Source organism: Gilliamella sp. ESL1225 (assembly GCF_058502635.1).
On record NZ_CP196358.1, the window covers coordinates 877,502 to 895,006 of the forward strand.

General features: G+C 33.3%; 24 protein-coding genes, 1 tRNA gene and 2 pseudogenes. 19 read left to right on the plus strand and 8 right to left on the minus strand.

Annotated features, from left to right (window positions below):
* Positions 1 to 4 precede the first annotated feature (4 nt).
* Positions 5 to 739 (plus strand): 3-ketoacyl-ACP reductase FabG2, encoded by a 735-nt coding sequence (locus tag ACSYSW_RS03875; RefSeq protein WP_491706324.1) that lies wholly within the window; start codon positions 5 to 7, stop codon positions 737 to 739.
* Entirely contained in the window at positions 736 to 1,965 is a 1,230-nt protein-coding gene (locus ACSYSW_RS03880) for a beta-ketoacyl-ACP synthase (RefSeq protein ID WP_491706308.1), read from the plus strand. The genes ACSYSW_RS03875 and ACSYSW_RS03880 overlap by 4 nt, the downstream gene beginning before the upstream one ends.
* Before the next feature lie 202 nt (positions 1,966 to 2,167).
* Here the strand turns inward: ACSYSW_RS03880 and ACSYSW_RS03885 are convergent, their stop codons facing one another.
* On the minus strand, positions 2,168 to 2,878 hold the full coding sequence (locus tag ACSYSW_RS03885; protein ID WP_491704605.1) for an IS6 family transposase: 711 nt from the start codon (positions 2,876 to 2,878) through the stop codon (positions 2,168 to 2,170).
* A gap of 41 nt (positions 2,879 to 2,919) precedes the next feature.
* Here ACSYSW_RS03885 and ACSYSW_RS03890 point away from each other — a divergent pair, with 41 nt between their 5' ends.
* From ACSYSW_RS03890 to ACSYSW_RS03900, 3 genes are all read left to right on the plus strand, one after another.
* The gene (locus tag ACSYSW_RS03890) at positions 2,920 to 2,985 is read left to right on the plus strand and encodes a DUF4113 domain-containing protein (protein WP_491706098.1); all 66 of its coding nucleotides are present in this window, start codon (positions 2,920 to 2,922) and stop codon (positions 2,983 to 2,985) included.
* Between the two features lie 129 nt (positions 2,986 to 3,114).
* Entirely contained in the window at positions 3,115 to 3,918 is an 804-nt protein-coding gene (locus ACSYSW_RS03895) for a helix-turn-helix domain-containing protein (RefSeq protein ID WP_491704604.1), read from the plus strand.
* 51 nt (positions 3,919 to 3,969) lie between these two features.
* A complete protein-coding gene (locus tag ACSYSW_RS03900; RefSeq protein WP_491704603.1) occupies positions 3,970 to 4,407 on the plus strand; it encodes a 4'-phosphopantetheinyl transferase superfamily protein in 438 nt (145 codons plus the stop codon).
* Between the two features lie 148 nt (positions 4,408 to 4,555).
* Here the strand turns inward: ACSYSW_RS03900 and elbB are convergent.
* Together elbB and ACSYSW_RS03910 are read right to left on the minus strand one after the other, a co-directional pair.
* Positions 4,556 to 5,215: pseudogene (elbB, locus tag ACSYSW_RS03905) on the minus strand (isoprenoid biosynthesis glyoxalase ElbB).
* Between the two features lie 476 nt (positions 5,216 to 5,691).
* The gene (locus tag ACSYSW_RS03910; RefSeq protein WP_491706309.1) at positions 5,692 to 6,030 is read right to left on the minus strand and encodes a conjugal transfer nickase/helicase domain-containing protein; all 339 of its coding nucleotides are present in this window, start codon (positions 6,028 to 6,030) and stop codon (positions 5,692 to 5,694) included.
* Positions 6,031 to 6,118: 88 nt separating this feature from the next.
* Here ACSYSW_RS03910 and ACSYSW_RS03915 point away from each other — a divergent pair, with 88 nt between their 5' ends.
* From ACSYSW_RS03915 to ACSYSW_RS03930, 4 genes are all read left to right on the plus strand, one after another.
* Entirely contained in the window at positions 6,119 to 6,634 is a 516-nt protein-coding gene (locus tag ACSYSW_RS03915) for an FAD-dependent oxidoreductase (RefSeq protein ID WP_491704601.1), read from the plus strand.
* A 51-nt stretch (positions 6,635 to 6,685) separates the two neighbouring features.
* Complete coding sequence (locus ACSYSW_RS03920) at positions 6,686 to 7,315, plus strand: hypothetical protein (protein ID WP_491704600.1); 630 nt, start codon at positions 6,686 to 6,688, stop codon at positions 7,313 to 7,315.
* A 17-nt stretch (positions 7,316 to 7,332) separates the two neighbouring features.
* A complete protein-coding gene (locus ACSYSW_RS03925) occupies positions 7,333 to 7,728 on the plus strand; it encodes a rhodanese-like domain-containing protein (RefSeq protein ID WP_491706310.1) in 396 nt (131 codons plus the stop codon).
* 147 nt (positions 7,729 to 7,875) lie between these two features.
* The gene (locus tag ACSYSW_RS03930; protein ID WP_491704598.1) at positions 7,876 to 8,334 is read left to right on the plus strand and encodes an NAD(P)/FAD-dependent oxidoreductase; all 459 of its coding nucleotides are present in this window, start codon (positions 7,876 to 7,878) and stop codon (positions 8,332 to 8,334) included.
* On the opposite strand, the gene ACSYSW_RS03935 is transcribed toward ACSYSW_RS03930, so the two are convergent.
* The 3 genes and pseudogenes from ACSYSW_RS03935 to ACSYSW_RS03945 all read right to left on the minus strand — a co-directional run.
* On the minus strand, positions 8,243 to 8,968 hold the full coding sequence (locus ACSYSW_RS03935; protein ID WP_491704597.1) for a conjugal transfer protein TraG N-terminal domain-containing protein: 726 nt from the start codon (positions 8,966 to 8,968) through the stop codon (positions 8,243 to 8,245). The genes ACSYSW_RS03930 and ACSYSW_RS03935 overlap by 92 nt on opposite strands.
* 7 nt (positions 8,969 to 8,975) lie before the next feature.
* Positions 8,976 to 9,356, minus strand: coding sequence for a hypothetical protein (locus tag ACSYSW_RS03940; RefSeq protein WP_491706311.1), 381 nt, complete (start codon positions 9,354 to 9,356; stop codon positions 8,976 to 8,978).
* Positions 9,349 to 10,025 (minus strand): annotated as a pseudogene (locus tag ACSYSW_RS03945) (integrating conjugative element protein); the annotation flags it as partial. The gene ACSYSW_RS03940 and the pseudogene ACSYSW_RS03945, both read right to left, overlap by 8 nt.
* A 20-nt stretch (positions 10,026 to 10,045) precedes the next feature.
* Here ACSYSW_RS03945 and ACSYSW_RS03950 point away from each other — a divergent pair.
* The 5 genes from ACSYSW_RS03950 to ACSYSW_RS03970 are packed head-to-tail and all read left to right on the plus strand — an operon-like array spanning position 10,046 to position 13,425.
* Positions 10,046 to 10,216 carry a hypothetical protein gene (locus ACSYSW_RS03950; RefSeq protein ID WP_491706312.1) on the plus strand — a complete coding sequence of 57 codons (171 nt, stop codon included), beginning with the start codon at positions 10,046 to 10,048 and terminating at the stop codon, positions 10,214 to 10,216.
* Positions 10,197 to 11,315 carry a baseplate J/gp47 family protein gene (locus tag ACSYSW_RS03955; RefSeq protein WP_491706313.1) on the plus strand — a complete coding sequence of 373 codons (1,119 nt, stop codon included), beginning with the start codon at positions 10,197 to 10,199 and terminating at the stop codon, positions 11,313 to 11,315. The genes ACSYSW_RS03950 and ACSYSW_RS03955 overlap by 20 nt, the downstream gene beginning before the upstream one ends.
* The gene (locus ACSYSW_RS03960) at positions 11,308 to 11,964 is read left to right on the plus strand and encodes a baseplate wedge 1 family protein (protein WP_491704594.1); all 657 of its coding nucleotides are present in this window, start codon (positions 11,308 to 11,310) and stop codon (positions 11,962 to 11,964) included. The genes ACSYSW_RS03955 and ACSYSW_RS03960 overlap by 8 nt, the downstream gene beginning before the upstream one ends.
* On the plus strand, positions 11,961 to 12,947 hold the full coding sequence (locus ACSYSW_RS03965; RefSeq protein ID WP_491704593.1) for a phage tail protein: 987 nt from the start codon (positions 11,961 to 11,963) through the stop codon (positions 12,945 to 12,947). The genes ACSYSW_RS03960 and ACSYSW_RS03965 overlap by 4 nt, the downstream gene beginning before the upstream one ends.
* Positions 12,948 to 12,960: 13 nt before the next feature.
* Entirely contained in the window at positions 12,961 to 13,425 is a 465-nt protein-coding gene (locus ACSYSW_RS03970; RefSeq protein WP_491704592.1) for a tail fiber assembly protein, read from the plus strand.
* Here the strand turns inward: ACSYSW_RS03970 and ACSYSW_RS03975 are convergent.
* Both ACSYSW_RS03975 and ACSYSW_RS03980 read right to left on the minus strand, forming a co-directional pair.
* Positions 13,422 to 13,991, minus strand: a complete 570-nt coding sequence (locus ACSYSW_RS03975; RefSeq protein ID WP_491704591.1) for a serine O-acetyltransferase — start codon at positions 13,989 to 13,991, stop codon at positions 13,422 to 13,424. The two genes, ACSYSW_RS03970 and ACSYSW_RS03975, sit on opposite strands and share 4 nt — an antisense overlap.
* 330 nt (positions 13,992 to 14,321) lie before the next feature.
* Positions 14,322 to 14,409, minus strand: a tRNA-Ser gene (locus ACSYSW_RS03980).
* Between the two features lie 201 nt (positions 14,410 to 14,610).
* Between ACSYSW_RS03980 and ACSYSW_RS03985 the strand changes: the two genes are divergently transcribed.
* The 5 genes from ACSYSW_RS03985 to truD all read left to right on the plus strand — a co-directional run bounded on the left by ACSYSW_RS03985 (position 14,611) and on the right by truD (position 17,503).
* Positions 14,611 to 14,928, plus strand: a complete 318-nt coding sequence (locus tag ACSYSW_RS03985; protein WP_491706097.1) for a TusE/DsrC/DsvC family sulfur relay protein — start codon at positions 14,611 to 14,613, stop codon at positions 14,926 to 14,928.
* A gap of 17 nt (positions 14,929 to 14,945) precedes the next feature.
* Positions 14,946 to 15,236 (plus strand): cell division protein FtsB, encoded by a 291-nt coding sequence (ftsB, locus tag ACSYSW_RS03990; RefSeq protein ID WP_491704590.1) that lies wholly within the window; start codon positions 14,946 to 14,948, stop codon positions 15,234 to 15,236.
* 87 nt (positions 15,237 to 15,323) lie between these two features.
* Complete coding sequence (gene ispD / locus ACSYSW_RS03995; RefSeq protein ID WP_491706325.1) at positions 15,324 to 15,971, plus strand: 2-C-methyl-D-erythritol 4-phosphate cytidylyltransferase; 648 nt, start codon at positions 15,324 to 15,326, stop codon at positions 15,969 to 15,971.
* A gap of 10 nt (positions 15,972 to 15,981) precedes the next feature.
* Entirely contained in the window at positions 15,982 to 16,458 is a 477-nt protein-coding gene (gene ispF, locus ACSYSW_RS04000) for a 2-C-methyl-D-erythritol 2,4-cyclodiphosphate synthase (RefSeq protein WP_491704588.1), read from the plus strand.
* A gap of 16 nt (positions 16,459 to 16,474) precedes the next feature.
* The gene (gene truD / locus ACSYSW_RS04005) at positions 16,475 to 17,503 is read left to right on the plus strand and encodes a tRNA pseudouridine(13) synthase TruD (RefSeq protein WP_491706326.1); all 1,029 of its coding nucleotides are present in this window, start codon (positions 16,475 to 16,477) and stop codon (positions 17,501 to 17,503) included.
* Positions 17,504 to 17,505 lie beyond the last annotated feature (2 nt).

Sequence of the window (17,505 nt, forward strand, 5' to 3'; positions counted from 1 at the left end):
ATTGATACAAGTAAAAAAAGTCCTGATAACAGGCGCTAGCAAAGGAATAGGTAAAGCAATTGCCTGTAAACTTGCTCAAGATGGTTTTAATATTGTTGTACACTATCATAAAGATCGCGAAGGTGCTTTAGATACATTAGCTCAAATTGAAACAATGGGTGGCACCGCGCGTTTATTACAATTTGATGTTAGTGAACGCGTTGAATGTCAGCAAGTACTGGAAAATGAAATTCAGCAAAATGGCGCATTTTACGGCATTATTAATAATGCGGGTATTATTCGAGATTGTGCTTTTCCAGCGATGACAGAAAAAGATTGGCTTGATGTGATTCATACAGATTTAAACAGTTTTTACAATGTAATTCATCCTTGTATTATGCCAATGATAGGTTTACGTGACGGTGGGCGCATTATTGTTATCTCATCCGTATCAGGTCTTGTCGGTAACCGTGGTCAAGTTAACTATAGTGCAGCAAAAGCTGGTGTTATTGGCGCAAGCAAAGCTTTAGCGATTGAGCTTGCTAAACGCAAGATCACAGTAAATTGTATTGCTCCTGGTTTAATTGATACGGGCATTTTAGAGATGGATCCGATAGCTTTACAAAAAGCAATGAAAATGATCCCATTAAGACGTATGGGACAGGTTGATGAAGTTGCCGGTCTTGCCAGTTATTTAATGTCAGATATTGCCGGTTATGTTACTCGACAAGTTATTTCAATTAATGGAGGAATGGTATGACTAGGCGTGTTGTAATAACCGGAATGGGTGGAGTAACGGCATTAGGTAACGATTGGGCAACAATTTTTAAGCAACTAAAAAATTTACAAAATGCGGTTAGATATATGCCAGAGTGGGAGATCTACGAGGGTTTAAATACTAAACTTGGCGCACCTATCGATGATTTTAAATTACCTGAACATTATACGCGTAAGAAAATTCGTTCAATGGGGCGTGTATCTTTAATGGCAACGCGAGCGACAGAAATCGCATTAATGCAATCGGCTCTGCAAGATGATCCCGTTTTAACGAATGGACAAACGGGAATTGCATTTGGCTCTTCAACAGGTAGTACAATGCCTGTTGCTTCGTTTGCAACTATGCTAAATGAAAAACATACCAATAATATTACCGCAACAACGTATGTACAAATGATGCCACATACAACGGCTGTCAATGCCGGATTATTTTTTGGCTTGAAGGGGCGGGTTATTACGACATCTAGCGCATGTACTTCGGGTAGTCAGGCAATTGGTTATGCCTATGAAGCGATAAAATTTGGTATGCAAAATGTGATGGTTGCTGGTGGTGCCGAAGAGTTGTGCCCATCTGAGGCGGCGGTGTTTGATACTTTATTTGCAACTAGCCAAAAAAATGATCAACCAAAAAGCTCACCTCGACCATTTGATCAAGATCGTGATGGTTTAGTGATTGGAGAAGGGGCGGGCGCTTTAATACTTGAAGAATATGAGCATGCCAAAGCCAGAGGCGCTAAGATTTATGGTGAAATAGTTGGCTTTATGACAAATTGTGATGCAAGTCATATCACCCAACCACGCAAAGAAACCATGCAATTTTGCATTGAACAAGCGTTAAAACAAGCCAATCTTCCACCAAGTGCTATAGGTTATATTAGTGCACATGGTACAGCAACAGATCGTGGAGACATTGCCGAAAGCAATGCAACAGCTGCAATCTATGGCAATAAAACCCCTATTTCATCATTGAAAAGTTATTTAGGGCATACTTTAGGGGCGTGTGGAGCATTAGAAGCGTGGATATCTGTCGAAATGATGCATTCTAAATGGTTTCACCCAACTATTAATCTTAATAATCCCGATCCAAATTGTGGCGATTTGGATTATATAAAAGGTAATGGGCGAGTATTAGATGTTGAATATGTCCAAACCAATAATTTTGCGTTTGGAGGTATTAATACTTCAATTATTATAAAAAGAATGGATTAACTTTTCAGATTAATTGAATTTAAAGTAATGAGATTATTTTAAATCAGCTTTATTCCGCTTTTTAATCAGATATAATCTAATTAAAACACCTGATTCATTATAATTATATAATGATTATCTTAAATCAGAGCGGAGTTAGAAAACAAGTTGGGGTACTGTCAAATTAACTTTTAATAATGAATTTTAATTTGGCAGTTAACCTCTAATGTTGAAATTCAGACGTAACTTGGGTAATAATTTTCCATTCTTTAAACCTTCGTTCGGCTAAAATACGAAAAGTTTTAGCTGAGCATAAATGCCTTGCACAATTGAAATGATCATATATGTTTCCAAAACTAGATAAGAATAACTGTGCTTGCTTTAATGATTTAAATTTATGCATTTTCTTTTCTTTAAGCTTTGTTGGTTGATGTGAATTTTCAGCGCGATTATTGGCATATTGATGCGTAATATGAGGAGTGGTTGAAAGTAACGTTTTGATTGGTTTAATGTAGCTTTTAAGTTTATCTTTAACGACCTTTGAAACAGGTTGTTTAATACTTTTTCTTACCTTTTGAATAAATCGATTAGCGGCTTTACTGTCTCTCTTTTCATGAACCAACACATCAATTGTTTGACCATCTTGGTCAACGGCTCGCAACAAATAAACACGTTTACCGTGAATTTTGCAAAAAACTTCATCCATATAAACATAATTACCATGCTGTTTAGTCTTTTTAATACGTTTAGCATAAAGTTTACCAAATTTAATACACCAATAACGAATAGATTCATAAGTCACAGAGATGCCTTTTTCCATCATGATGAGTTCAATATCACGATAGCTTAACGTGAAATGATAATAGAGCCATATGCAGTAGCTAATAATGGATGAGTGATAACGATGTCGTTGATAGATTTTACTTGTTTTCATCTGTATAATTATACTTAAGATGAGTTAACTTGACAGTATAGATGAAACGAGAGTTACTAAGCCCGCGTTATACCACTCGTTGGGATGAGCTGTTAATGGCTAAATGACTAATTTGAGTTTGACTTAGTAAAATTATGAATTATGATTTATCAATATAAACGTTAATGGAAAAGGTATGTTTTGGATAAAAGTCGAATAAATTCAGCAAGCGTACAAAATCATTTAGGGTGATACGGATGATTAACAATATAACGAATAAACTTAATAGCTTAGATGCTGTAATTAATTCCTCTCCTTGCATTTCCATTTATCGCTCAAAAAAACGACAAATATTGTTAAATATTCCTATATTAAAGCCTCTACTCATCATTATATTAAATGGACATAAACTTGTGGGTAACAAAACAAAACACACCTGTAATGTGGGCGAGTTTATTTTTTTTACGAATATGCAGTCTGTCGATATGAGAAATATTCCAAGTAATTCTAATTACTTGGCATTACTGATAGAGTTTGAGTTCTCTGATTTCTATAATTTACCATTAAAAACAGAAAAGATTAAATACGAAGGTTATACAACAGGTTCAGTCAATGATTCTCTAGGTAAATGTGTCCTACAATTTATAGATATGATCGAGTGGGCTCCTCCAGAAATACTTGAGGGTAGGAGAATAGAAATCATAAAACTGTTAATTTCTATGGGATATGAAAATTTAAGTTATTTACCTAATCACAAAGAAACAACTCAAAAAGTTATTAATTTATTCAGAGAAGATAATAAAATAACAACCGCCGAAATTTGTAAAAAAGTCTGTATGAGCGAATCAACTTTATATCGAAAACTAAGATCAGAAGGTGAAAATATCCTAAAGATTAAGGAAAAGATCTTGATGGGAAAAGCAATCCACTTGTTGCAAACAACGAATTTATCTATTGAACGAGTCTCCGAGCAAGTTGGTTATGCATCTTCACTTCGCTTTTCACAGAGATTCAAATTATATTTTGGATTAACACCCAGGGATTTAAAAAATACCAAATAAAATTGATTATGGAATATAAATCTACCTACTTTAAATACGGATGGAACTCCGATGTGGTCACAAGGAATAATAGGCTCAATTTCTTATACTCAAAAAATGATTGCTGTGTGTATCTGTAGTACGTTTTATTATGCTGCTGTGGGTATAGATATTGAAGCAATAATGAATATACAACAAAGTAATGCTGTAACGGAACTAACATTCAATGAACCTGAATTTTTTGAAAATAGACCAAAATCTATGTTCAACTATAATCGTGAACTGTACTCAACTATTATCTTTTCAGCAAAAGAATTTATTTTTAAAGCGATATATCAAAGTTCTGGATGTTATTCTGATTTTAAGAATATTTGTTTAATTAATTATAATAATATATTGAGCTTCAAGATCATGTCAACAATCAGCGAAAAATGGTGCGTAAACAGGGTAATCAATGTTTATTTTGATATTTTTGAAGAAAATGTATTAACACTAGTTTTAGAAAAGTGAACAACAAATAGTAAAGAATGTATATTAAAATTTCTCCCTTAGCTATACAGTATTCCAAGTTCTGCGAATAAATCACTTAATCAAAATAATCTAACAGTCACGTTTAAAACTAGTAACTGTTAGATCAGTTTTTTAGCTAGTACAAAAGTTAAGATAGTTCAATAACTGCTTTAACTAATTTTGATATTCCTTGGTACGCATCGGCTAAATTTATACCGTCATCCATATAGGCGGGTGTCGTGACTATCTTATTTTTCTCATCAATTATACAATCTGCTGTGTGGCATTTATGATGTGAAACCCCTGTTTTTTCAATTTCATCTGCAAGATTTTTATCATTTCCTAAAGTAATGCTAGGTTTATTAGCGCCTAAAGATAATGCAATTAAAGCAGGCTAAATACATATAGCGCCAATAGGTTTTTTATCAAAATGAAATGCATGGATAGTCTTTAAAACAATGGGATTCATTTTTGCATTGATGCCATCAAAAGCAAAGCTACAAAGATTCTTAGCAACACCAAATCCACCTGGAATAATTAACGAAGAATAATTATCAACATTAATTTTAGTAAGATCCTCAATTTTACCCCTAGCAATTCTAGCTGACTCCTCTAGAATATTCCGCTTTTCATTATCCTGTACATTACCTGTCAAATGATTAACTACATGGTATTGATCTTCATTCAAAGAAAAAATATCATATTTTACTTTTAGAGTGTCTAATGCCAAAAGAGTTAAAACAGATTCTCTAATTTCTGAACCATCTAAATATCCACATCCTGAGAGTATTACAGCTATTTTTTTCATATTAAACCTCAACTTGATTGATAATAACATTGTTTTTTACTTTGATACTTGTTGATACTAAAGAGATTAAGGCATCAACATTTTTTTATTGTGATACATCAGCGATTTTTAAATTTAACTCTGTATCTTTACCAGAAAAGGTATTATTCAGTTGACTAACTAATTGTATTTTAGTGACATCACTACAACTCCCTTGCCTATGCAACGCTCGTATTCTTTGTCTCTCTTTCATCACTATCCTTTATTTATATATAAGAACATGAAATTTTAATTTTTAGAGAAAATAAAAAAATAACAATTAACATCATTATCTATACAAAATAGTTCATTTTGATAGTAAAGAGATTAAAATGAGCGTCCATTGTATTTACAGCCGACGATAAAGTAACTAGTGCTTTTATGTTGATGATAGTTTTAAACAGTGTTCAATAGCTTATATTTTTTAGATCAGAACAATGTTTTTAACACTTAATTCATTAGGGTATTACATTGTTTATGTTAGCCACAACTTTTAAATACGGATTGTTGTAAACAATATCAGGAATAAGCATTTTGGGGTCGTCAAATAAGTAGCTATGTACTTTTTTAGTACTTTTGGGGACTTCAACTGCACAAGTCCAAATACTATAACCATCTTCTAATCGTTTGTGGTATCTGAGCTTTTCAAATGCTTTTTGCATATATCGCCAGGCAGGTGTTTTTTCAGCTTTAGCAACCTGTTGCACTTGCGGAAATTCCACCACGTAACGCATAAAAATACCAGGTTCTTGATTTGGGGAATAAGGTGTTAGCAAAGTGAATCCGTTAACGTACAAACCTTCCTCATGATTTTATGTTGTATACCGGTTTTTCTCATGATGCAGAAGAGGCAACTTTAACTATTTTAAGATCTTTAACCACACAATGAATAAGATATTTGATATTACCATTGTCGGAAATGGTTTATTGGGAAGTACATTAGCCTTCTATTTATCTGAACTAGGCTATAATGTTTGTATTATAGGGGCTAGTTATGGGCATAAAAATAAGTATTTTTCATCTCATCAAGATGAAACTAGGATAGTGAGAACATTTCATCACGATAATGAATATTGGGAACAATTAGCTAAAGATTCTTTTGATGTATTGATGAATATTTCATATGAAAATCAAAATCTTTTCAAGATGGCCCCAGTTAAATATTTATTAAAAGATGATAATAAATATATTAATCCCTATTTAATAAAAAGTGTTAGTGATCATTTTAATTATGTTGATGCATTTGGTGGTATCTTAAATCCTATTTTATATATTAATTATATGAATAATAAGGCAATTAACATTGGGGCATCTTTGATTCTGGATGATGTTGTTTCTATAGAATATAAAAACGAATCTTATTGTTGTAATGGTGATTTTGGAGAAATCAAATCTGAATGACTTATTGATTCCAGAGGAATTCATGATATTACAGGAAAGAATGATAATGAAATGATTGTTGGTAAGATTGCGATGTTCTTTGGTTTAACTGACACCGGAAATTACTCTAGCTTTGCTTTTATTGATGAAATAACCAAATCAAAATTAATCAACGATTTTTATGGTATTTGCTATTACAAAAACCAATTTGGTCAGTTGATGTCAAAAATTTCATTTACTGAAACAAGTCCTATTATTTTAGAACCAAAAACAGTATCAAATATAGTTTTAAAAATAAACACCATAACTTCTTATACCAGTAATGAAAACACAGTTAACTATCCTTTTTTAGCATTATTTGATTGTACTAGAGATTTATTAATGTTGGTTTCATCTTATGAAGATGTTTTAAATTTTAACGCTAATTTTATAAATTGGGATTCTTTCAATTTTGTTGGTTTTATTGTAGCCTCAAAACCTAATAACGGAAGTGTATATTTCAGGTTTTTTGCACCTAAAGCCGGAATTCCCGAAGATCGAGCCTCTGCTTCAGTTATTCCCTCTTTAATCCAATGCTCTTTGTTGTTAGACTTAAATGTAAATGATTTAAAATATATTCAGTTGTCTGGATTTGATGTAAGTTTTAGTGTATGTAATAAAAATGAGTTAGTTTATATCTCTGGTAATGTTTTTGAAATTTAATAATTAAAGGAGTTTTTATGAGTATCGAACAAATGGTTCATTATCAATCAAAATTATCTTATGAGTTAGATTCATCGGATTTATTCTCTGCAATTAGTCAAAAAGAAAATATTGTTATTGTAGATGCAAGATCTCCGATCTCATATAAAAAAGAGCATATTCCTAATGCAATTAATTTGTGGCATAAAGATATGTCATTTAACACTACTGATAATTTAGATAAATCTAAAATATATATTTGTTATTGTGATGGGATTGGATGTAACGCTTCTACAAAAGCTTGTTTGAAATTATTAACTTTAGGGTTTAATGTCAAAGAATTGATGGGTGGGTTGGATTGGTGGAAAAGAGATGGTTTTGCTACTGAAGGCGATGAACCTCAATCTGGAACGGAAATTAATTGTGGTTGTTAACTTATAAGAGAAAAATGATGAAAAAAATTATTACCTTATAATTATTGGAGCCAGCCTTGCTGGCTGTGCTGCCGCCATAATGTTAAAAAAAATGGCGCATTTGTCACAATAGTAGAAAAGTCCGAATCAATTGACGCATATAAAAAATTGTGTACCCATTTTATTCAACCAATTTCAACTCCAATCTTGCACGAGCTGGGTTTATTCGATTTTGTTCAAGAGCATGGATTAAAAAGTAAAGCAAAATTTTATACACCTGCTGGTGTAATTGAAAGTTCTGGACCATATTCGGATAAGGAAAATTCGATAGAATATTATGCATATAATATTGAACGTTCAGTGTTAGATCCTGAGATAAGAAAAATAGTATTAGAGCATGGTATCGGATTAAAAATGAATGCTACTTTTCAAGAAGTTGCTATTTCTGAGAATAGTTGTACAGTTACAATAGATGATAATGGTAAAAGTTCTAAACTAGAATGTGATGTTTTAATTGCAGCAGATGGAAGAACCTCTAACGTTTCAAAATTTTGTAATTTTCAACAGCAAGAATTCCCAAATGACAGATTAACATTATTTGCTTATTTTGATGGTTATCCATTGTAGTACAACTTGGATAACCACCCCCATCATTGGTTTGGGCTAGCCCTGCATCAAAGAGTTTTGCCCGAGCAGGTCCATAACAATCATGTGTAAAATCAGCGATTTCTTGAGCAAGCAGTGGATCATTGATACGGGTATTATCAATGTCGATACGCATTTGTCGTAAATCGATGCCACAGGGTATTGATGCTACTGCGCTACTAGTGATCCCTTTTGAGACGGAATGTATTAAAAACCACCACAGCGGCACTCTAGCCGTTTGATTATTGAGTGAAGTAAAAGCATTATTCCAGTTTGTGTCTTCAGGTTTTGCGACTAATACCTGACATTGTTCAGAACGACTCGTGTCATATTTGATGCTAGCAAGGTTAATATCAATAAAAGGCACTCCCGCAAATAGAATTACGACAATCGCTACCCAAATGCGGTTTTCCACCCGAATTGCAGATAAAGCACCTTTGTTACCCTCGTCCGCTCCTTCGGCTCGGGCTTTAAGCCATTCTTGTAGGATGATGCTAATAAAAGGTAAGACAAAGAGTCCCGAGGCTTCAAGCACTTGCCAAATGCCGTTACTAACTATCCAACCTACAAGAGTTAAGTAGTATTCTAAATAATCGGAGGAATAAAGCGTCATCATAAAGGTTTTATCTCCCTAAACCATTACTCACTTCCAATACTACAAAAGCGATAGCGGTTGCTAGTTCAATGCGTAATAAACGTTGCTTAAATGCCGTCATTGATTGTTCATCTTCCTTTTCCTCACGAGCCATTAGGCGTTTTTTAACCCACAGCCAACCGACGAGTATCAGACTATACAAAACAACTCGCCACACTAAAAAGTAGCGGACATTTTCGGTTAGATATCGTTGCCAAATTTCTATCGTGCTAGTAACACGAATACCGAGCATGTTGATAACAAGAGCCACCATCATTAATCCAAGTAAACTTAGAAAGAACAAAGCGATTGAACGGTTGAATAACCACTGTAGTTTTGATTTTTTTAGCATAGTTATGTGCCTATTCATTTTGTAGTTTTTGAATTTGCTGTAGACGATTACGATCTGGGTCGCCTTGGTAAATGGTGCGTGAGTTTTCGCTACGCTGCTGATGACGGTCTAAAATGGTTTTAGCGGCGTTATTAGCTAGTTTTTGTCGTAAATCAAGTTCAGCATTAAGATTATTAATTTCTTGTTCTAAAATGTTGTTTTCACGGCTTAGTGCTGTTTGTGCAAGTTCATTACTGGCAACATTAGGCTCTTTGCTCCCTGTAATCATCACACGTTGTAATAGCAGAGCTTGTTCCATGACAGACGATAACGCCACTTCAGACGCAAGTCGTGTTGTCATCATATCTAAATCAGGTTCATCGCGCAGCGCTTCTATAACACCGCGCGTAAAATGATTGACTACCTGCATTTTGTAAGTTTTCAAAAGTCATACTTTTATTACCCGACACTAAATCCTCAATAGTTTTGAGTTTTTCTTCATAAGCTTCTTGTATCAAGGGGGTTAATCCTACGCCGGCTGTGGTTTGGGTTTTGGTGCAACCATCACATGTTTGGTTTATTTGTTCACCTAGAATACGTACCGCAAAGTTACTGGCTTGGTCTGGCGTGACAGACGAGATTGTTTCCACATTGCTTTTTATCGGTACTACTCGTTGCGATGACAGCACGTCCATTAAGCAGGTTGTAACAACCCTAATACGAAACAATTGGAAATTGATGTAAAAAAAGCGATTTTTTGTGTTGATGGCGTCATTAGTATAGGTGAATTTGATATTTTGCTCGATGCTGAAACAAGAGAGTTTATTATTAAAATTTCCTATACAGATAAATATAACAATACTAACGAGGCATCATTTAATGTTACAGATAACAGATAAAGGGGTTGAAATTGATGATGTTGAAACGATTAGAAATCGCTTAATTGCCTCGTTTAAATCCATTTATGGTGAAAATATTAATCTTGATAGTGATACACCTGATGGACAATTATTAGGCTTGTTTTCGCAAGAGCTGGCTAACATTCATCAAGCAGTATCATTTATTGTGCAAATGCTAGATCCTTATCAAGCAACAGGTCAATGGTTAGAACAACGTGCGATGTATGCAGGATTAACGAGAATCACCGCCTCTTATTCCTATATTGATGACGTCATTTTTACAGGAAAACCAAAAACCGTAGTACCGAACAATTCTATCTATATTGATAAAAACAAAAATAAATGGGTAACAACGAACGACATTATATTAAACGATCTAGGTAGTGCTAGAGCTCAATTCAGATCGTTAGAGCTTGGCAATTATAAAACCGATGCGCAAGAAGAATTTACGGCAAGCACAATTATTATCGGTATAGACAAAATAATTGCAACTATCGCAAGTTATGGTGGTGTTGACGAAGAAACGGACAGCCAATTATTAAAGCGATTCATGCTTTCACACTCAATTAACAATTCTGATAACAAACAAGGAATACAATCAGCATTAATAAATATAGAAGGCGTTAAAAAATGTATTGTTTACGAAAATTACACGAATAAAACCGATGAAAAAGGTGTACCGCCTCATTCATTTAATGCAGTTATTCTTGGCGGAACTAACGAGAAAATAGCGGAAATTATTACAAAGAAAAAAATAGGTGGCTGCGGATTGTATGGTCAAATCGATGCTAATTATCTTTTAGAAGGCATATTAAGAAAGGTATTTTTTGATAGACCTAAAAAAATAGATATTAATGTCTCAATGACGATAGGTCGTTACAAGTCATTTAATGATATCAATTCAGAGCAGATCAAAGCTAATTTAAAAAATCTCGATTTTGATATTGGCGAGAATGTTTACGCGTCACGCATCATATCTAGCATTAATTTAGTTGATGGTTTTTATATTAAAACCCTAACTGTAAATAATGGAAATATTGCTCAAATTGGCTATAGAGAATATGCGCAAATAACAAAAGTCGAGGTGCTAATTGAATAGAGAAAGATTTTTAATTTGGCAATATCGAACTAAACCAAAAGCGCTTGGCACGGTTAGAGCAATTTACAAAGAAACAACCGAGACATTTAAAAATGTCATACAAATTAGCGACATTCTTAGCATTGATGATGCCACAGGTTACGCGCTTGATTTGGTTGGTCGTCATGTCGGCGTTTTTAGAGTTTTACCTACCGCAATTGCTAAAGAATATTTCGGGTTTTTAGACGACAAAACTGCATTATCATTCAATTTAGGTGAATTTTATCGTTATAACGATTCATTATCAGCCTCAGTTATCTTAAATGACGAGGATTACCGTTTTTTCATTAAAGCCAAAATTACTAAAAACTATCAAACAGGGGAAATCTCAAATATTGTTAAATCAATTAAATTTATTATGGGTAATCACAGCAACATAATCGATTCACAGAATATGTCAATGAACATAATAGTAAATGGGGATAGCCTTAATTCACTTACGTTATACGCAATTAGTGAAATGGATATTTTGGTGAGACCTGTTGGCGTAATGTACCAATATTTAATATTAATCAATGATAAGCCATTTGGTTTTTCAAATGAAAATAAATCGTATGGATTTAATTTAGGTAAATTTGTCAGACTTCAAAAAATAGGAATTAAACAATGATTGTACAAGAAAAACCGGATTATTTAATTTTTGCAGAATCAGCAAAAAATGGAGAGTTAACCGATTTTCCCAATGTTAGTAGAGGATGGGGTGTCACTATAGATCAGACTGCATCAAAACCGCCAATGGAATGGATGAACGGCGCATTTAATCGCATAGATAAAAATATGTTGTATTTAATACAGCAAGGTATACCTGAATGGAGCGAATCGGTTAAATATCCCGTAAATGCCATTATTAAATATAACGGTACTCTATATACAGCAATAGTTGAAAATGATAGTACAAACCCATCAACCAATAACACAAAATGGAAAAAAACTCAGGAAGAAATCGAAAATGCAACTTTAACTACAAAAGGAATTGTGAAGCTAAGCTCACGCATTGATAGCGATTCAGAATCAGAGGCAGCAACTTCAAGAGCTGTTAAAACAGTAAATGATAACGCCAATAATAATATTGCAGGCATTAAAGAAAATTTTTGTACAAATGAAACTGAATCACGCATTTATTCACAAGACAAACGAACATGTATAAATGTATCTGATAAAGGATTAGTAGAAGTGTATCACTCTAGAGAAGACGAGCCTGTATGGCGCATTCATAGTGATGGTGTTTTAGGGAAGGGTTATATCCCTACAAGTCAAGTTTTAAATCTTGATGAATTTGTGAAAGATAGAGCTGTAACATTAACAAATTATACACAAAATTTTGCCCAGAATGGTTACTGTAAATTACCTAATGGACTAGTTTTTCAATGGGGAAAGATTGATACATATAGAAAGAACCAAAATTTCTCTATAACATTTCCTGTCACTTTTCCTATTGCTTGTGTATCTGTTTGTTATGTTAAAAGTAATAATGGCGATGCATATTATACAGGTAATAATGATAATTCATGTATTGGGTTAGTAACAAAAACATCATTTCAAGCACGTGGTGACAATAATGATTATTTATCATGGTTTGCAATTGGTTATTAAAAGAGGATATTAAATGACAAGTATAATCAATAATGAAATTATAAAATATTATTATAGTAAATTAAATAATAGTTTTTATGGCAGTGATGTAAATAATGATCTTCCTCAAGATGCGATAGAAATAATTAAGTTGAAGCATGAAGAACTATTTACTGCTATAAACCAAGGCTGTATTATTTTCGATGATCTTACTTATTCTACACCACAACCGACACAATTTCATAATTGGAATGGTACAAAATGGATAGAAGATAATAAAAGAAAAGAGCATTGGATTAATAGTATAAACCAGTTAAAACTTAATGAATTAAAACAAGAAGCTACTCAAAAGATAGCAATACTCCAAGATGCCATTGATTTAAATATGGAAGAAAACGGCGACACAGATAAATTAAACCAATGGCGGAAATATAGAGTGTTACTAAGTCGAGTAGATGTAAATATTGAGAAAATGGAGTTACCACAAAAGCCTAGTTAATAGGATTTAATTTCGGTTATTTTTTTAGTATAAGCGGTGCAGTTATCTGGAATATTTTGGTTAATGAAAGACATTGCGCCGATAACAACATTGTTCCCAATAGTGACTTCACCGCCCAAAATTGTAGAATGGGCTCCTATTTTTACATTATCACCAAGTTTAATTTGGTATGGGTCTTTAGCAAAACCAATTGTCACGCCTTGATAGCAAGTAAAATTTTCACCTATAATTGCTGTTTTTGTAATGGTAATTGCTGAATAATGAATAATTTTCAATCCTTTACCGATTTTCGCACCAAGCTCTATTTCAATATTATATTTTGATATAAGAAGTTCTTGAATTTTAAAAGCAATTGATTTTTGCTTTTTATTTCCAAAAGAATACATTTCATTGGCTAAACGCCACCAAAAGTAATAGTTTACATTCTTTTTATTTTTAAAAATACGAACTAGTAATTTTATCCATGAAAATTTGTCTGTATTCATATGTTCATCTAGCCAAAAATCTTTAAGTCTACTTAAATCATGTGACATTAAAAAAATAATTATAAGTATATATTTAAACATTATAGCTATTCCATATTTTAGTTTTATCCGTTCAATTGACATAAAATAGCATAGAATGTGCTAAAAGGGAAAGTATGGAAAATATACAGGGTATTTTTCTCTAGAATTGATACAAATCATTTGGAAATTGAGTTGCCAATTAAGCCGTAACTGATTATCTGAAATAATTAATTGTATGCAATTATTTCAGATGCTTTATTGACAATAATGAAGTAAAAAGTGACAAAAATATTACAACTGTATATTACAACTTATTACAAGTGATTAATAATTATTCAGTTAAGATTGAAAGTATATAAACACTAACTATTTGAAATTGCTCAGGAAAGATGGCGGAAGCGCAGAGATTCGAACTCTGGGAAGGTCGCCCTTCGCCGGTTTTCAAGACCGGTGCTTTCAACCGCTCAGCCACACTTCCGCAATGCCGCAGAATATTAAAGTAGTTCTGAGGGTTTGTAAATAGTTAATTTTAAAAAAAATGCTTGTTTGCTTTTATTTTCATCACTTTGTCGTTTTTTTGTTAGATTTATACAGCTTTATTCTTAAAAGAGTATCTCAATTTATTTAATTAAGTATAATAAATCACATTAAATTTTAAATGATTAATGTATTGACTAAAATGTTAGCGCAAATTGCAACTGATGAAGCAGGTTATTTACAAAATTGGCAGGATTGGTCTATTGATTTGGTTCCTGAGCTTGCTTTGCAAGAAAATATAGAATTAACAGATGCGCATTTTGAAGTTATTTTATTCGTGCGTGAGTTTTACTTAGAATATAAAACATCGCCGGCAATTAGAGCGTTAGTTAAGGCGATGGAAAAGAAATTTGGCATTGAAAAAGGCAATAGTCGATATCTTTATAAGTTATTTCCGCAAGGACCTGCCAAACAAGCGACCAAATTGGCTGGTTTGCCAAAACCCGTAAAATGTATTTAACAGTCTAAAGTAATTAAATGATGAGATGGAAATTACCTTTACTTTTATTTGCGATATTATGCTATTTACAGTACTCATTATGGAGTGGCAAAAATAATTTTTCAGATTATCAGAATAATATTGTTATGCTGAAAAATTTACGACATGAAAATAATACTTTAAAAGCGCGTAATGAAGAAATGTTTGCCGAAATAAATGATTTACAGCGCGGATCTGAAGCAATTGAAGAGCGTGCTCGTAATCATTTGGGTATGATTAAACCTGATGAAGATTTCTATCGAATTATTCCCAATGTGAAATTTCCATAGTTATGGATAAAATAGTTAAATAACAATAGGTGTCTTGTGCATATCATTCCAAAAATTATTGCAATTGTTCCGGCTGCCGGTCAAGGTATGCGAATGAAGAGTAAAATTGCAAAACAATATCTGAAAATCGGTGATAAAACCATTTTAGAACACACGCTTGATAAATTATTAGCTCATCCTTCTATCGCTAGAATTATTGTTGCAATCCATCCAAATGATCATTTGTTTGAAACCTTAGCTATTGCTACTCATCCTAAAATTACCTCTGTAATAGGCGGTAATACTCGTGCTGAATCTGTGATGATGGGGTTAAATTGTCTTCAAGATGATGAAATGGCGTTGGTGCATGACGCAGCAAGGCCCTGTGTTCATCTTGATGATATAACAAGGCTAATTGAAACAGTGCAAAGCAAACAACAAGGCGGCATTTTAGCCATGCGGCTTTCTGATACTATTAAACGCGCATTGCCGAATGAGCAAGCAATCAAAACGACAGAAAATCGTGAGTATCTATGGGCTGCGTCAACGCCTCAGCTTTTTAATGCTGCTGAACTTAAGTCAGCATTACAATCAGCACTGCAATTAGGTATTGTTATTACAGATGAATCTTCGGCAATGGAACAACTCGGTATGCATCCATTATTGATTGAGTGCCGGCGCGATAACATAAAAATTACCCATGCTGAAGATTTAGCCTTAGCAACATTTTATTTAACGGTAAATAATCCAAAATAGGAGCATTTTAATGAGGATAGGACAAGGTTTTGATGTACATAAATTTGGCGGTGAAGGTCCTATTACATTGGCTGGAGTAAAAATCCCTTATCCTATGGGGTTAATTGCTCATTCCGATGGTGATGTTGTTTTACATGCTATCACTGATGCATTTATTGGAGCTTTAGCTTTAGGTGATATTGGGAAATTATTTCCTGATACCGATCCGCAATATAAAAATATTGATAGCCGAATTTTACTTAAAAATGTATATAAGTTAGTACAAGATAAAGGTTACGAACTTATAAATTTGGATACAACGATTATTGCTGAGCAACCAAAAATGAGACCTCATGTTGATCAAATGCGCGTCAATATCGCAGATGATTTACATGTTCATTTTGATCAGATTAGCATTAAAGCAACCACTACTGAGCAATTAGGATTTACCGGCAGACAAGAAGGTATTGCTTGTCAAGCGGTGGTTTTATTGAAAAAAATGAATTAACAGCATAAAGGCAATTATTGTGTTAACGGATCTACAATATTTATATACTAAACCTTCTGCAACAGGTAATTATAAACAGCAATGTGAAGATTTTATTGTCAAAGAAGAGTTAGGATTTGATTTTACAGGTGAGGGTGAACATGTTTTAGTTCACATACGTAAACGTAATGCTAATACGCTATTTGTTGCTGAACAATTAGCAAAATATGTGGGTATTGCTCCCAAACTTGTCAGTTATGCAGGATTAAAAGATCGACAGGCAATTACTGAGCAATGGTTTAGTCTTCATATGCCAGGACAAATGACGCCTGATTTTGCCGATTTTAATCTTGAAGGATGCCAAATTTTAGCGGTTACTAGGCACAATAAAAAATTAAAAATTGGTGCCTTAAAAGGTAATCATTTTACATTAACATTAACAGATATTAGCAATAAAAATGAAATTGAAGAAAAATTACAAATAATCGCTAAAAACGGCCTGCCTAATTATTTTGGTGAACAACGATTTGGCCGAGATGATAATAATTTACATCAAGCCATTAAATGGGCAAAGGGTGAAATTTCGGTAAAAGATCGTAAAAAACGTAGTTTTTATTTATCAGCTGCGAGAAGTGCCATTTTTAACGCCATTATTAGTAAGCGCATTGAAAAAAACATTTTTCATCAAATCCTTGCTGGCGATGCGTTGCAATTAGCCGATCGTGGCAGTTGGTTTATTGTGACTGCAGATGAAGTTGTAAGCGCTCAACAACGTTTAGAAGAAAATCAAATTAGTATTACTGCTCCGATGCTAGGTGATTCCTCCTTAGCGACAAAAGAACAAGCGTTAGCTTTTGAGCTTGATTGCTTAAATGATTGGTTAAATTTCCAACCTTTATTTAACAAAGAACGGCTAGAAACAGCAAGGCGCTCTATTTTATTAATACCAAAAGCCTTAAATTGGCAATGGAAAGACAATAATCAATTGCTGATTCATTTTTATTTAAATGCCGGCAGTTATGCAACATCTGTATTGCGAGAATTGATAGTTAGGAATAATGAATGATA

What these genes read in the sequence shown, in the direction of transcription:
- ACSYSW_RS03880 (WP_491706308.1), top strand. Translation starts at nt 736, where the DNA reads ATGACTAGGCGTGTTGTAATAACCGGAATGGGTGGAGTAACGGCATTA.
- ACSYSW_RS03885 (WP_491704605.1), bottom strand. Translation starts at nt 2,878, where the DNA reads ATGAAAACAAGTAAAATCTATCAACGACATCGTTATCACTCATCCATT.
- ACSYSW_RS03895 (WP_491704604.1), top strand. Translation starts at nt 3,115, where the DNA reads ATGATTAACAATATAACGAATAAACTTAATAGCTTAGATGCTGTAATT.
- ACSYSW_RS03900 (WP_491704603.1), top strand. Translation starts at nt 3,970, where the DNA reads ATGTGGTCACAAGGAATAATAGGCTCAATTTCTTATACTCAAAAAATG.
- ACSYSW_RS03915 (WP_491704601.1), top strand. Translation starts at nt 6,119, where the DNA reads ATGAATAAGATATTTGATATTACCATTGTCGGAAATGGTTTATTGGGA.
- ACSYSW_RS03920 (WP_491704600.1), top strand. Translation starts at nt 6,686, where the DNA reads ATGATTGTTGGTAAGATTGCGATGTTCTTTGGTTTAACTGACACCGGA.
- ACSYSW_RS03925 (WP_491706310.1), top strand. Translation starts at nt 7,333, where the DNA reads ATGAGTATCGAACAAATGGTTCATTATCAATCAAAATTATCTTATGAG.
- ACSYSW_RS03935 (WP_491704597.1), bottom strand. Translation starts at nt 8,968, where the DNA reads ATGATGACGCTTTATTCCTCCGATTATTTAGAATACTACTTAACTCTT.
- ACSYSW_RS03940 (WP_491706311.1), bottom strand. Translation starts at nt 9,356, where the DNA reads ATGAATAGGCACATAACTATGCTAAAAAAATCAAAACTACAGTGGTTA.
- ACSYSW_RS03955 (WP_491706313.1), top strand. Translation starts at nt 10,197, where the DNA reads ATGTTACAGATAACAGATAAAGGGGTTGAAATTGATGATGTTGAAACG.
- ACSYSW_RS03965 (WP_491704593.1), top strand. Translation starts at nt 11,961, where the DNA reads ATGATTGTACAAGAAAAACCGGATTATTTAATTTTTGCAGAATCAGCA.
- ACSYSW_RS03970 (WP_491704592.1), top strand. Translation starts at nt 12,961, where the DNA reads ATGACAAGTATAATCAATAATGAAATTATAAAATATTATTATAGTAAA.
- ACSYSW_RS03975 (WP_491704591.1), bottom strand. Translation starts at nt 13,991, where the DNA reads ATGTTTAAATATATACTTATAATTATTTTTTTAATGTCACATGATTTA.
- ACSYSW_RS03985 (WP_491706097.1), top strand. Translation starts at nt 14,611, where the DNA reads ATGTTAGCGCAAATTGCAACTGATGAAGCAGGTTATTTACAAAATTGG.
- ftsB (WP_491704590.1), top strand. Translation starts at nt 14,946, where the DNA reads ATGATGAGATGGAAATTACCTTTACTTTTATTTGCGATATTATGCTAT.
- ispD (WP_491706325.1), top strand. Translation starts at nt 15,324, where the DNA reads ATGCGAATGAAGAGTAAAATTGCAAAACAATATCTGAAAATCGGTGAT.
- ispF (WP_491704588.1), top strand. Translation starts at nt 15,982, where the DNA reads ATGAGGATAGGACAAGGTTTTGATGTACATAAATTTGGCGGTGAAGGT.